Origin of the sequence: Pontibacillus marinus BH030004 = DSM 16465 (assembly GCF_000425225.1) — a bacterium.
Lineage (GTDB): Bacteria > Bacillota > Bacilli > Bacillales > BH030062 > Pontibacillus > Pontibacillus marinus.
Window position 1 is genome coordinate 51,968 of record NZ_KE384330.1, and the last position, 15,594, is coordinate 67,561.

The window sequence follows — 15,594 nt, forward strand, 5'->3', positions numbered from 1 at the left end:
GAGGATATTATGAATAGGAAAAAGCTGTTTCAAGCAAGTTCTTCTGCGATTTTAGCGGGTAGTGCAATTTCTGCACCGATTGCTGTACAAGCTGCAGATCAAAACCCATTTAGTGACATAAAAGAAGGTCATTCTACATATGAAAGTGTTACGACTTTAGCGAAGGAAGGAATTATTAACGGTTACCCTGATGGGACCTATAGACCTGATGTGAAACTTAGCAAAAAGCAAGCTGCTATTTTATTTTCTAAATCTCTGAAGTTAGAACTTCCGGATGAGGTGGAAGAATCCGATCTTCCTTTCGATTCCGTTAATCCAAACTCACGTGAGGCACCCTATTTAAAGAGTTTGCTAGATAAAGGCATTATTGTTGAGGAGGATCACTTCACACCTAATGCTGAACTAACTCGTGAGGAGATGGCTGAGTGGTTGATGCGTGCTTTTGATCTGAAGGCACTTGATAATCAAACTACTGTTATTCCTGACTTTGGTGAAGTGAATGCTGATTATGAACAGGCCGTTATCTCGCTTTATCACAACAATATTACCAAAGGGATGAAAGATGGGAGCTTTTCTCCTAAAGATACGGTGAATCGTGGACAGTTTGCTATTTTCCTTTTTCGTTCTCTTACGAAGGATGATATTGATCGAGTTCAAGAATTCGATGATCTAAACATCGCTCTTGGGGAAACACCATCTATTCCTAAAGAGGCAAATGTGTTACTAACAGATGGATCCGTTATGAAGAAAGATATTCAGTGGGATCCTTCTACACTCAATTTGAATGAACCAGGTACTTATACTCTTACTGGACTAGTTCAAGGAACACTGGAAAAAGTCACGATTACGATCACGGTGTCACGCTACCAGATAGAGAGTGTTGAGAGTTTAGATCCAATCGAGTACACACTTGGTGAAGAGTTAGAGCTTCCGGAAAAAGTAGATGTTACATTCAAGAACGACAAGACAAAAGCCTTCCCTATTATATGGGATGATAAGGAGTTTAGTAGTAAAGGTAGTTTTGAAGTAGGAGGTGAGATTGAGGGGCTTGAGAAGGATATTTCAGTTATTGTTATTGCTGAGGAGCCTAAAACGGAGATTGAAAGTGTTGAGGCGAATAACCTTAGAGAAGTTACGATTGAACTTAGCCGACTGCCAAAAGACGAATATGTCCTTACAGAAAAATCTTCTTACAAGCTAGAATCGAATGAGGACGTAGGTGTCTCTATTAAGGGTATTCAGGTTGATAAGGAAGCAAAAACTATTACCTTAACAACAAATGAGCGAATTGAAGATGATCGTATTTTATTAACTCTTGATCAGAATATAGTAGAAGAAGAGAACACTAAAGTGGTTCAAGTTGAAGATGATACATCCCCTTCTCTCATAAAGGTGCAGCCAATTGGGCCAAAACAAATCCAAATAACATTCTCTGAACCTATGGATGTCGGCGCTGAGGATGGTGACGAGGTATTGAATCGTTCAATCTTATCTTCCATTCAGGTAGATCAAAATTCTGTACAATCTATTCATAGTTATGATCTAGGAAGAAGGCTTTTAGTTACATTTGAGGATCGTTTACCTGAAGGAAAAGTAGATCTTTCTTTTGATTCTGAACTAAAGGATTATAATGGCAACAGACTAGTAAGCACTTCCTATTCGTTTGATCAAGAACTTAGTAGAGATTTCCCTAAATTATCAGACGTAACCGTTGTGCACCCTCATCTCATCAAGGCAGAATTTGAAAAGCCAGTGGAATTCAGTTATGACGATGCCTTCATGTCAACTTTTATTTATGTTTCTACCAACGATAAAAACATTGAAGCATTACAAGTTAAACATCAAAACCAAAATGAGATTTGGATCTATACAAAACAAGACCATCCTGTTACAGATGAGTCTACATTACGTATTGCACCATCAGCTTTAATAGATTTATGGAATCACACTAATGATGTGATCTCTGAGGATTTAAGTGTAGGAGAAGATACTGTAAAACCAAAGCTTACTGGTGCTTCGTTAATCAATGGTGATGCAAATAATGAGGAAAGTCTACAAATTCATGCAACCTTTTCTGAGCCTGTACAAATGAGTGACCTAGAAAACTCATTTACGTTTGAAGATTCAAATGGTACATCAATTGCCATTACATCAGTTGAGAGGGTTACCGATGAACCATCGACCTATAAGCTTACTTTAGACAAAAAGCCAGGTACGTTAAAAGAAGATCAGTACAACTTAACAGTCACTGACTTTGAAGATATGTCTGGAAATGAAATGCAAGAATCATCTGTTGAATTTGAAGCTAAAAGCGTAAATGCACCTAAGAACTTCCAGGGGTCTGTATTCGCTAACCAAAACAAGATGATCTTCCGTATTTCCTTCCAACAGTCTATGCAAACTAGCGGGGATTTTTCTGTTGAAGATTTAGGACAGTATGAACTTACTATAGAGGATAAACGTATCGTGTTAAATGAGCTTAGGGAAACACAAGGTGTACAAGTTGACTTAGAAACCTATAATAACGGTGAAAATGCTGAGCTTATTATTCAATACTCTGAGGATGCAACAGAATCTTGGAAAGAGAAGTTACAGTACTTAAGCCAATCTATTCAATCTCAAAGTATGGAAGAAATTAGTCTTGTAATTGGTAAAGTAGCTAATAGCCAAGGAGTTCGCACAGATGGATTCTATAACACGATTAACTTAAGTCCTAAAGAAGAATTCAAAGTTGAAAGTGTTGAAGCTGTTAATCCTAGGGAGATTAATATTAAGGTGAATAACGAGGTTTATTATTTAAATCAAGAAGATTTCGTTGCTTTTGCAGATGAGAATGGAAACCAAGAATTAGATCAAGGTGAAAGGATCTACATTGAAGAGTCAGGTTATGCTAACCATGAGGGTTCTAGTACCATTACATTAAAACTTACAGAATTACTAGAGAGTGATGCTCGTTTTGATGGAGAACCTGTTTATATTACTACGAGCAATGTAATGAAAACGAAGAACTTATTCCAACAAACAATAGAGCCCATTATGGAACGTGCGGAAGATGGCATTGCTGCTAGTATTCAACATAATGATCGTGGTGAAAAAATGGTTAGCGTTCATGAGGACCGATTTGATGAAGGTGTAGCTTACATTCAGGTGCCACTTACAGAGGATATTGATGAAACAACCGTAAACCGTCTTACTTTTGCTAATGATTCCTATCCAGTGGAACAAACTTTTGTAGAAGATGGTTCACTCTATTTACAAGTTTCCTCTAGTAACATTGAGGACCTTGTGGGACAAGCATTCATTCAAGAATCTCCACTCAGTGATCAGGCCAATAACATTGTTGATAACCTATCATTCCAGGTACTTGAAACTGGAGACGAAATTTCACCAGAATAATAAGGAAGCCAGCCCATATTTTGAAGGGCTGGCTTCTTTTTATTTTTGGTTGATTTTAATAGAACCTTCTAGGATTTGTTCATCTGGAAGGTTATATGGTAATTGTGGGTTAAAATAAGCATTCTGTTCTTTTACGTATTCAAGAGCGTAATATTGCTTGTCTTCACCATTTTCTACTTCTAATAGTAGATCATTACGAACACCTAAGTTTAATTTTTCAGCGTCAATAGAAACTGCTTTTGCAATCCCATCTAGATCAACTACTTTTGCATTAAGTTCTTTTGTTAATTTTGTCATGATGTATTCCCCCTATTTATTGTCTTTTCTAATATTATGAAGGTTTTATCCTGTAATCACAATTCCTTTTTTCAATGTTTTTAGATCATTATCGTCAATGTAAAGGTTTGCGAACGCATTGATATCTTTTTCATACTTGAGTTCATATGTTTTGTCACCAGCTTTAAACGTGAGCTTGGTTTCTTTAGATACATTTTTCAGCTGATCTTTTGGAACACTTACTGCATAGACGCCTTTGATGACTTCTACTGCAGTTCCTTTAAGTTCACTTAACTTATGGCTTTCTTCGCTACTTGCTGTATTGTTAGATGATTGACCTGTGGTGTTACCTGAATCATTCGTTTGTTTGTCATCTTGTTTTTGATCTGATGTATTATTTTCGTTTTTATCAGCAGAGGAGCCCCCTCCACTTTTCGTTTTTCCTTCAGATTCCGAGGAGCTACTTTGTTGGTCTTTCTCTTCACTACTGTTTGTTGATTCTTCCGGTGATCCGCTACCTCCTGAATCACTGCCTCCAGACCCACTACTGCTAGTTTGATTTCCTTTTTCTTCAGCGGATTCCTTCTTATTTGACTGATCTTTTTCAGATTCTTGACTTACATCAAGCTCCTCAATGTCTTGAGACTCATTATTTGAACATGCACCAAGTACCAACATAGCACCTAAAGCAACTAGTAAAAGTTTAATAGATTTCAACTTGTTCCCTCCAATAGATGTAGATATAAACTTACTTATTATTACAATAAGCCATAAACCGCGTCATTTCAATGATTCTTATGTAGGGTTTTGGTTCTATTGAATAATGTTTACAGTTAGGTTTTTCCTTTTATTAGAGGGGGTTAAACGCTTTTTTGTTCCTATTTCTTTAATTTCTTAGGTTAGGCCTAGTACTAATACTCACATACTCAATGCAAAAGAAGACAGGTTATTTAAATAAACAAACGATTGAAATCAATAACTAATGAATATAAGAATAGTAAATCATATACACCAATAATTATAGTTTGTAATGTGATTACTACCTTTAATAGTTTGATACTCTTTCTTGCACTTATCCTAGTTAGATATATCATTAGAATGGATAGTATGACGCCAATTGCTAAAGAGAGCCATATAGCTACTTGGGCATTACTCATTCTATAAATAGGAGCTATGAACAAATCAGATCCAATTAAAATATATACAAAAAATGCATTTATGTAGAATAGCTTCAATGCTAGTTTCTTGCTTAAAACAAAATTCTTTTTGAACAAGTTCTTTATCAATCTTAGCGTGTATATCAGAAATAGTGTTACAAATATTATAAATGCCCCTACTGAAAATATTGTTAAATACATATACTCACCTCTTTCTACAACCACAAATTGATGGCACTCGGGCTAAAATAAAGAAGGACGAAGCAACCAATAAATTGCCTCGTCCACTCTTTCTTTAGTCACCAACTTCAACATTTAGATAATTCTCAGAGATTGAAAAACCCCAGTAAGCATGGTCAACAGCTAATACAAATACCTCATAATTTCCTTGTGTAATGTTTACTTCATTGAATGTTGTTAGATTGGATGGTAATGCAGCTATAACTCCATCATCACCTGACGTTGCAGGAATTTCTTTCAAACGGTTTTGTGATACTAACTGGTCTAAGGCTGCTAGATAATCTTCAGCAGCACCAGAATTATAAAGACTACTCATATTATCAGAGATTTGATGTGCGGCATTTTCATATGTTGTACCATCAGCAAAAACTGCAACATAGTAATTAAGAACACGGTGTGGTGATTGTGTCTCATCCACACTTCCCGCAATATCATCAAAAGCGATTTTAATGTCTGTAGCATCACTTCCACCAGATGTTGCATCAGTATAGGTAACATTAGTTACCGTTTCAGTCCACCCATCATAAATGTACTCCCCAGTAACAGAAAAGTCATTTCCAGATAGATCTTCAAGTTCACCAGAGGAAATTGCTAAATCACCTGTTTCATAGTCATGAGGCAAGACATGACTAGGATCTAGCGTAATAGTTACTTTGTTATCTGTAATGCTTGCTGACGCATTTGTAAGGTCTAATATACTAGCACTTACTGCATTTAAGAAGCTAGATTCATCATTCGTAAACCTTATGGGTTCATCAAACCACATATTAATCTGATTGACATCGGTACTTGTTCCAAATGTTCTAGCATGATTTAATGTCGGTGCTGTTACATCGCTATTCTCGTCTTATACCATTTTCTCTTTTTATCATGGCTTTCGAGCGAGCCTTCACCGCACAGGCGGCTTTCACCGCATACGGCGATCCGTCAGTAGATTATCCCCAATAATCAGCTGATACAATATTATTATCGGTTACCATATATTTTACTTTTAGAATAAAATTTTAACAATTATGTTTTAATAAAGAAAACCTCTCAAAATAATTCTGAGAGGTTATCATCATAGTTTGTCCTTCTGAACTTAAATTACGCTTCTGAGACACTTTGTGTAACAAGTGTTGTCATATTACTAACTGCATTAATAGTTACACTGATCGTAATATTACTGTTATCATTTAAGGTAAAATTAGAAACTGTTATTGAATATGATGCACTTCCGTCAGCTGTCACGTATTTAGTGTACATTACCTGAGTTATCTGTAATAGTGACTTCATATCTATCAATTTCACTTGGCGTTTTTCAAAGTTGATTGTACCAGCAAATTGATTTTGAGTAGTATCTGTATCAAACGAATGGTACATTTTGGGCCTGATTTGTAGGTTCGTTGTTGCCTAATATTTTCGTTTCTGTGTTTACAGAATCTGATGAATTAGATTCCGCGTAACCGTTACAGGGATGGTAATACTATTATCAGAAATAGCATTACCCGAACTAATAGTATATTCGATTACTTAGGTATTACCTCCATTATCCGTAACATTACGTTGGCACTGCAGTTACAGAATCGACACTAACACCTGATGTTGTGGGATTGCTTCTAGCTTAACCATTTAGTTTTCGGTGGACCCTACACCATACGTGCGGCTTTCACAGCATACGCGTTTTATAAAAATATTCCCCCACCTTCATATAAAAGCTAAGTATGAATCATACCTTAAAATTAAACAAAAAATATGGTGGGATAAGTCCTTTTAAAAACTTATCCCACCAAAAATAATAAACTTTTTCATGAGAAAATATTGGGGATATTTCTTTTATTACTGACTAAGCCCCTTCACTCCTGCAAGTTTTATCCTCTTCGCCTGTGTTACCACTACGAGTTCAAACGGCATGCTATCAACACTACTACGGACTTGCTGCCATCTTCCTAGCCTCTTCAGTGCTAACTCACCTCTTCTAGTAAGACTTCAAACGTTCCATCATTTGTATCCATTATTTTGATGACCTTAGCCTTCCACTATTCAGTTTGAGAAGGATTGGTTTAACAGCTAAAATTATTCCAATCCCTTTTTGTTATTTCAAACAAAAAGATAGATACTAAACTACTAGCTATTCATAATATCTATTAGCTCAAACTGGATCAACATGGATTCGTTAACTAGTCATAGCCACCTTTTAAAGAGCCCCGCCTCACTACTGAGTACGACTTCACCTGACTTTATCCTTTCAGCTAGTTAGAGCATTCTAGGATACAGGAGTATTAGGCACATGATTGATAAGCTGTTACCATGTTTAGGAATTACACCTAAATATTCCAAATGATAGTTAAAGAAAAACCCCATGAAAATGGTACCATTAAGAAAAGAATGGAAAAAACCATTTCATAGGGAATCTCTTTACTTCTTTCGTTCAAATAAAGAACTTATGAAGTAACGTTTCGACTAATTAGTTAGTAGTAACATCTTTCTTTACAACGTTAGTACTAAGGTTTGTACCATTAGTATCTTCTGCTACAAAATATACATCATAAGCAGTAGTAGCTGTTAAAGTTTCAGAACCAGTTGCTTGAGTTCCAGGTGTTGTTACTGATAAAGATCCTGATGCTTGTACAGTAACACCGCTATAATTTGCACCTGCTTTAATTTCAGCAGCAGTTGGCGCATTTGCACCATCAGCAACCACTACATAGTATGCAGTTCCTGCAACATCTAAATCAGCAGTAAGGTCAATAGCTGGTGAAGTACCTGCAGTAGCTGTAGGTTCACCACTTGTAAAGTATGCAGTTACACCATCTACTTCAGAACCAGTTGCAACAGTAGCTAATTCATTACCAGCTAGGTCTGTAATTGCACCAGCAGAAGTAGTTGTAAATTGTGGAGTAGAATCTGAGTCTACAGAACCACTTTCATCAAATGTAATGGTAATAGTATTATCATTTGATGTAGAGCCAGTATTAAATGCTAGGTTTGAGTAGCTATTTACATCAAACTTAGAAATATCTACTGAACTATCTTTAACAGCTTCATCAAATACTACAGTATATCCATCGATCTGACCATCATCATCAGCGTCTACTGTAGTTGCTGATGATACTGTAGGTAATGAATCGTCAACGATTTCAGTTGATAGACCAGTTAATACATTACCATTAACATCTTTAAGAGATGCTTGTTGAGTGATAGCTGTTCCAATTTCTGGAGCCTCATAGTTACCTGAGTTATCAAGTACTAATGTAATAACATCGCTATCTGAAGTTTGAACAATAGAATCAACAGTGTATCCATCTACATCGAATGTAGAAGCTGATACTGTGTCAATATCAATATCTTCTGAGAATGTAATATCAATTTTGTTTTCAGTAGAAGATTTAGATTGAAGTACCACATCTTGAGCATTTGCACCCGCAACAGTAGTTACATCTAGTACTGGAGTAGCTTTGTCAGTAACTGCTACATCATCATCTGCAGCAAGCTTCTGACCATAGATATTCTTAGATGTTAAACCAGATGCTACAGTTGTAACACGTAGGTCATTTGTTTGATAAGTGTTATAAGCATCTTCATTAACTTTGCTGTTTAGCGTATATACAGCAACAGTGTTTCCTTTAGCATTTAGTGATGTGGAAACTCTAGATACAGATAATTTCTCACTTGAACCATCGTAATCATTATTTGTAGCAGCATCTCCACCTAGCTCGTCTGCATAAATCATTAGGTCATCTGCATCAAAGTCAACAAGTTCTGCGTCAAATGTAACTCTAACTTCTTCATCAGAAATTAGTTCAGCAGAATAACCAATAGTAGATGCATCACCATTAGTTAGGTTCTTAGTTGCGGAAAGTTGATCTGTGTAATTACCTGCAGCATCTGCAACACGTGCAAGTTCAATTTGGTTAGAACCAGAAACTAGGTCAACACCATCATTTGCATCATTAGGTACTTCTATTTCTATAGATTTACCACTGTTAACAACTGTAAAGTCAACACTGTAATTAGAAAGCGGGTTACCATTTACAATATATTTTGATGCATCAAGAACGGAATATTGTCCATCTGTCGCCATCTCTTCACCAAAGTCAACACGTACTACTTGGTCAGTTGTACCTGCACCATAAAGTGTAACATCAAAGTCAGAGAATTTAGGTGCTGTTAAGTCGTCAACATTAAATCCTTTAGTTGTTTTATCAATCTCATTACCAGAGATATCTTCAATACCTTCAAATACTAGACCATGATCTCCACTTAGCTTATTCTCGAAGTTAACAGTTACAACATTATCAGTTACTGATACTGAGTCAATAGCATCTTCAACTTCATCGCCAGCATTATCTAATAGAGTGAAGTCAGAAGCTTCAACATCGGCTACATCCTCAGAGAAAGTTAGTTCAACTTTGCTTTCAGATTTTACTTCGAAATCATCAAGTGTAGGAGCTTTTTCATCCACTTCAACTTCTACTTTGTGCATGATCTGGTTATTTTCGTTATCCCAAAGGTCATTTAGACTCTCTTTTAGGATGTAAATATAAGCAGTACCTTCAGGTAGGTTGTTGGTAGTAAAGTCTAATGTTAACTCATTGCCATCAATATCAGAAGCAGTGATATTGTTATCAACTGGGTTATTTGAGTTAGTGTGATAGAAGTTTGCAGCCGTTCCATCAGCAAGCTCAATGTCTTCGTTAAATACTAATGTTACGCCATTTGGTGTAGCGTCTTTGTAACCTACTACCTGTGGTGCTTCGTCATCAACTGTAACTTCTGCAGTTAAATCAGTAGCATCTACAGTAAATCCAGCTTGATCATCTACACCATCAACGGAAACATCTACATCGCCTTCTTCAAGGTCAGAGTATAGTACAATATTTGCTTCACGACCGTTGTTGATAGAGTTAACTTCCTTGATATAAAGGTCTCCACCATTTACTTCATAGTTTCCTTTAGTTTCAAGGGATGCAACATCCATAGGCTCACTAAAGTGAACTTTGATAGTGTCGTTCCCAACTACTTCTGCACTATCAGCTGTAGGAACAACCTGGTCTAAGAATTTCACGTCTTCAACTGTTGTATCTTCGATTACAGCACCTTCAGTGTTTTCTACATTTTCAACTGTAACTGAAACTTTCTCCTGCTGAGCTGCTTCGTTACCATCTACAACTGTTACTAGTACTGTTTTACCGTCTGCTTGAAGTTCGAAAGAAGCATTTGTAAGGTCTAGAGAACCATCAGTATCAACACTATAATTCTCTGCCTTAGTAGCAGATGCTTCACTTACTTCTGTGTTAAATTCTACAGTGAACTGAGAAAGGTTATTCGCACTTACAGATTCAACTGCTGGAGCTACATCTTCACCTAAATCTTCATAAGCAGTGTAATCTGTAACTTCTTCTTCAGCTACTAGATTTTCTGCATCTTCGTCAAGCTCGTCTAATAGAGTTGTAGTGTCTTTGTCACTATCCATGATTTTAGCTTTAGCTAGAGCTGAGATTGTAACAAATTTGCCTTCAGCAACGCTTACTGCTACTACGCTGTTACCTTCAGCATTAACAAATTCACCAAGTTCACCAGAACCGAATGTTTTTGCTTTTGCGTAGTCCATGAAAGGTACAGTTACTACAGAACCGTCTGCTGTTTCAATTGCTACGTGTTGAATTGAAGTTTCCTCTGCCGCAACTGGTGTTGCTGCTAGTGTAGGTACTGCAACTGTTGCAGCTAGTGCTGCCGTCGTCATCACTTTAAATGGTGATTTCATAATAATTGAATCCTCCCTAATATCTTTAAATGTTTTTTAAAACTAGATAACTAGTCTATAGAAATGACTTCTGGAGTAACTGCTTCTTCAAAAACAGGTTCTCCGTCTGAGTTGTATCCGTTAATAGTCTGATAAGATGCGATAGTATTATCAGATACATGGATATCAGTTACATCTGGTAGATCATTCAGTACATCTTGTACCGTTTCTGTAGATTCCTTAAAAGTGACTCTTTTCGCATATTCACGGAAATCGATATAATCACCCGTGCTTAATCCAACAGCATTTATAGTTGGGTCATCATTTTTAAAGAAATCGTAAAAGTCACCAGACTTTAACGTCACTTGTTTAGCAAAATCTGTTAAAGGTACTGTGAATTCAGTGCCCTCATGTTCAAAAACTACAGTTTCAATCGTTACTTCTGAAGCAGCTTCTACCGGTTGTACGAAACTAGAAGTAGCCAAAGTTGCTAAAAGAATTGCAGTTCCTGAACTTAGTAAAAAATTCTTTTTCAAAAGAATCACCCTTATTAGTTAGCTGAAACAGATCCGGAAAGGACAGCTTCTTCAGAGTCAGCGTTAACGTCTGTGAAGTAAACATCTTCCTCAGCAAGATATTCTAGTTCTTTAGTCTTTCCATCGATCGTAACAGATAGAGTTGCATCATCAGCCACATCTACATTTTCAGCTGGAATAGATAAAGTGTAAACGCCTGGTACTAGTTTCAATGCTTCGCCACCAAGGTCTTCAGCAGTGCCTAGATCAGAAGGCTCAGAAGGTTCTTCTGTGTCATCTTCAACATCATAAATAACTTCTGCATCTTTTAGTTCTGCTTCTGTATAACCTTGAACATTGCCATTATAGAACGCTTCTTCATCAGCAAGATATTCAAGTGTAACTGTTTCTCCATCAACATCTAATGTTACTTCGGAGTCAGTTGTAGCACCATCAAGATTCTCAAGTGGTAGAGATACTGAGTACACCCCTGTTACTAGATTCGTAACTGTACCCACTTCGTTTACCGTTACTGAACTGTTTTCTTCATTCCAAAGCTTCCATGCATTGTGAAGCATTTTAGAGAAGTCTTTACGAAGGATGGAATCATGAACACCAAATGAACCATCTGTATAACCGTCAGCGATACCTAATTGAGCTACTACATCAACATATGTGTTAAGTGAAGTTTCACCACGATCACTGAAATCAGACTCTTCAACTTCACCTTCAGGCATTAGATCAAAAGCTTCAACGACAACTTTTGCCATTTGTGAACGTGTAAGTTCTACATCAGCATTGAACTCACCTTCTGCGTTACCTTCGAAGATTCCATGCTCTTCAAGCTCTGCAACGATACCGTCGATTCGATCTGGTACACCTGTTAGTGTAAGTTCGTAATCTGCGTCTACGTTAAATCCGCGAGCAGTAAAGATCATTTCAGCTGCTTCACTACGCTTTAGGTTGTTGTCAGGACCGAATGTTCCATCAGTGTAACCTGATACAACTCCCATGTCGTAAAGAGCATTAATGTGTTCGTAATGACGTGTGTCCTCAGTTACATCTGAAAAATCCTCAGCTGCAGTTGCTGCTGAAACTGCTGGAGCTACAGCGCTACCTACTAATGCTGCGGAAGCAGATGCAACCATAAATTTGCGATAAGACTTTGGTTGAAATGCCATTAATCTTTTTCCTCCCTTAAATATGTACTTTAGTACATTTATATTTATATATAAGGTTCTAGAGGAGCGATAAACCCTCTAAATAATGAACCTTAAATCACACTTTCATTCCAACCCTCTCCTATAATTCATAGGATTTCCTATAAAGATAATGAATGGGGTGGTTGGAAAATCTCGCAATTTAATTCTACCAAATCTAGCAGTGAGGTCAACTAATATGTGCAGATTTTGTCTGTTTTTTTACATAGATCGGTAGATCATTGATATATTCTGTAACATCCCTGAAATTTTCACGAGAGTTCGGAAAATTTCAATTAAAAAAATATTACAACTTTTCAATCAATGATAGTTACTAGCATAACATGGTTATGCTAGTAACACAATATCAGTTTTTCAATATATTGACAGACACCTTACTATGTCTATGCATCATCAGATAATGTATGCACATAATTAAAGATTAATCCTGATATTAACCAGAATAGTACATTTAATTGTGGAATGAATATTAGGTTATTCGCTAGATTTTGCCCAGCATAGGTACCACTTCCGACAAACAATCCGATAAGCAATAACTTCTTGGTAAGATCTCTACGATGTAATATGAATTGTTTGCCAAGGAAAAAGTAGTAATAGACGTAAATTGCTAGAAAACTCACTAACCCTATTGTACCCGTTTCTGCTCCTACCTTTAAATAGGAGTTATGGACGGAATACTCATCATGACCAACGTATAATTCTGGATATTTTGTCACATATTCTTTGTAGCGTTCGCCATAATTCCCGATACCAAGTCCTAGTACAGGGTTCTCCTTGTACATGACCCAGCCGGTTTTCCAGAGGGTTGTACGAGAAACCACTGCTTTGTTCGTAAAGGATTTGTTTTTCTCCTCATCCTCTGACAATTCCCCGTCACCATTAGCATTTTGTGTATCCTCTGGTAGGAAAGATTGTACAACGAACATTGCGGATCTGGTACGTTCTTGAACATCTGGTAGGTTATAGACAATTATACCCAGTAGTAACGTTGCCCCGATTAAATGGATGGTAAACAACTTTTTATAGAATTGTTTCGGAATCAACAATGATGTAAGGATGATTGCTAATGCCATAATCAACCATGCCGAGCGTGTGTAAGTGAAAATTTGGTTAATTACATAGATCCCAAATACGGCAAACATAAGTAATTGCCATTTTCGTTCTTTAAAACGCACAACAGCGAATAAGAGTAACATTGGAATAATGAAGTTCACAAAGCCAGCCCAATAGTTCGGGTTTGTCATCGTTGCATGAACACGCCCGTAAGCTTCTTCGAGTGCGTAAACTCCTGCTTTGTTCAGGTTGAGGTCAAATACATAGGATGTAATCCCCCATAAACCTGCTGCAGCAATTGTTGCTACGAAGGTAAAAGCGAATACATGATACTCCTGTTTTGAGAATTTCACTTTCGTTACAATGAAGAATAGGAATACATAGGATAAATAGCGGACCATTTCTTTAATTCCAGGTATGATTGAAACAGCCTGGCTTAATGAAATGATTTGAACAAGAAAGAATAAACCAAATAAGGTCATAAACATCTTGATTGGTAAGGTGTTAAACTCAACACGCTTCCTCATGTATTCGTATGCCACTGCTAGCGTGAGTAATGGTATCAGAACGACCTGTGCTGACACAGGGATTGGACCTACATATACTTTTGCTGGCACTAACGGAATGATTATGATGTGTAAAAGAATTAAGTAATACGTCAGTGAATGTTTACCTGCCATATGATGTTACACTCCTCTATTTTTCGGGTTGCGATTTTTTTGAGTAAGAAATCAGAGAAAAAGAGCTCTTGCCACTCTTTTTCTCTTTTAATTTGAGCAATTTTTCTTCTACAGGAAAAATTAAGAGGAGTTTCATACAGATTAGACGAAACTCCTCTTTAAAAGTTTCATGATTTTTTAATTTTTTTATACATTTTTTTCGTAGCCTCAGCAAGTTGCTCAAGAGAGAAGTTTTGACTTGCGTGATTGTGGAAGTCTTCTCCTCTTTTTGTGAGCGTTCTTTCTTCTTTTTCTTGGATGGCTTCTTGTAGTGCGTTGGTTATTGCTTGGGAATCTTTTGGTTCTATGATCCAACCAGTGTCTTCGAGCATGTGCGGGATGCCGCCTACGTTTGTTGCGATGACTGGTGTCTTTTCCCGTGCTGCTTCTAACAGTGCTAATGGGAAACTTTCGCTGTAGGAAGCGAGTAAGCCGATGTCACTGATTTGGTATATGTCTGGTACATCGTCTCGGAAACCGAGGAAGTGTACCTGGTTTTGGATGTTCAGTTCTTTGGCTTTCTTTTGTAGATCCTCGCGTTCTGGTCCGTCTCCTATTAGAAGGAGTTGGACGTTTGGGTCGCTTAGGTTTTGCATCGCTTCGAAGACTTCATGGTGACCTTTGATTGGATGAAGACGTGCAACCATCGCAATGACGAAATTTTCTTGTTTTAGTTGCAGGTCTTCTCTAGATAGGTTCGTTTTTGCATAGGATTTGGAAAAATCTATGCCATTATATATAGTAGAAACTCGATCACCAGGAATGCCAATGTCCATTAAATCTTGTTTGAATCGCTCGGAAACGGCGAAGAAATGATCGATTCTTTTGATGGACCAAAGATTGATTTTGGTGAAGATCTTGCCTTTGAGTCCGCCTTTTAGGAAATCAAGCTTTGGATCACTATGAATGGTGGTGACCCATGGGATGTTGAGTTTCTTTATGATTAAGGCTCCATAGAGATTGGCTCGTGGACCATGTGTGTGAAGGAGGTCGTAGCCATTCTCTTTTATGAAGTTTTTTAGTTTTGTAAGGACCTTAAGATCGTATCGTGAGCTTTGATCGAGCAACTGCACATCGATGCCTTGCTCTTTGGCTTGCTCGTACAATTCTCCTTTTTGCATCGCGATTAGGGTGACTTCTACTTTTGGAAAGCTCGCGAGTAGGCTAAGGAGATGATTTTTTGACCCGCCGGTTTCTCCGCCTGAAATGAGGTGAGCTATTTTCATGGGCATCCCCCCTCCTTTTATTCGAAAAGTGTATAGCTCAGTGATGTCTAGCTCCAGCGCCCAGCAA

General features: G+C 37.3%; 9 protein-coding genes. 1 reads left to right on the forward strand and 8 read right to left on the reverse strand.

The window, feature by feature from the left end; translation table 11 throughout:
• Positions 1-9 precede the first annotated feature (9 nt).
• Positions 10-3,396: an S-layer homology domain-containing protein gene (locus tag H514_RS0115530; RefSeq protein ID WP_027447782.1), complete on the forward strand. Its 3,387-nt coding sequence runs from the start codon at positions 10-12 to the stop codon at positions 3,394-3,396.
• Between the two features lie 39 nt (positions 3,397-3,435).
• Here H514_RS0115530 and H514_RS0115535 read toward each other — a convergent pair whose 3' ends face one another.
• The 8 genes from H514_RS0115535 to H514_RS0115575 form a co-directional block, all read right to left on the reverse strand.
• Entirely contained in the window at positions 3,436-3,693 is a 258-nt protein-coding gene (locus H514_RS0115535; protein ID WP_027447783.1) for a hypothetical protein, read from the reverse strand.
• Between the two features lie 45 nt (positions 3,694-3,738).
• Entirely contained in the window at positions 3,739-4,389 is a 651-nt protein-coding gene (locus H514_RS0115540) for a hypothetical protein (protein WP_027447784.1), read from the reverse strand.
• Between the two features lie 735 nt (positions 4,390-5,124).
• Positions 5,125-5,835, reverse strand: a complete 711-nt coding sequence (locus tag H514_RS0115550) for a hypothetical protein (protein ID WP_027447786.1) — start codon at positions 5,833-5,835, stop codon at positions 5,125-5,127.
• A 1,680-nt stretch (positions 5,836-7,515) separates the two neighbouring features.
• Positions 7,516-10,815: an Ig-like domain-containing protein gene (locus H514_RS0115555; protein WP_027447787.1), complete on the reverse strand. Its 3,300-nt coding sequence runs from the start codon at positions 10,813-10,815 to the stop codon at positions 7,516-7,518.
• 50 nt (positions 10,816-10,865) lie between these two features.
• Positions 10,866-11,330 carry a hypothetical protein gene (locus H514_RS0115560; protein WP_027447788.1) on the reverse strand — a complete coding sequence of 155 codons (465 nt, stop codon included), beginning with the start codon at positions 11,328-11,330 and terminating at the stop codon, positions 10,866-10,868.
• A gap of 14 nt (positions 11,331-11,344) precedes the next feature.
• Positions 11,345-12,490, reverse strand: coding sequence for an S-layer homology domain-containing protein (locus tag H514_RS0115565; RefSeq protein WP_027447789.1), 1,146 nt, complete (start codon positions 12,488-12,490; stop codon positions 11,345-11,347).
• A 422-nt stretch (positions 12,491-12,912) separates the two neighbouring features.
• Entirely contained in the window at positions 12,913-14,262 is a 1,350-nt protein-coding gene (locus tag H514_RS0115570) for an O-antigen ligase family protein (RefSeq protein ID WP_027447790.1), read from the reverse strand.
• Between the two features lie 167 nt (positions 14,263-14,429).
• Positions 14,430-15,527 (reverse strand): glycosyltransferase family 4 protein, encoded by a 1,098-nt coding sequence (locus H514_RS0115575; RefSeq protein ID WP_027447791.1) that lies wholly within the window; start codon positions 15,525-15,527, stop codon positions 14,430-14,432.
• Positions 15,528-15,594 lie beyond the last annotated feature (67 nt).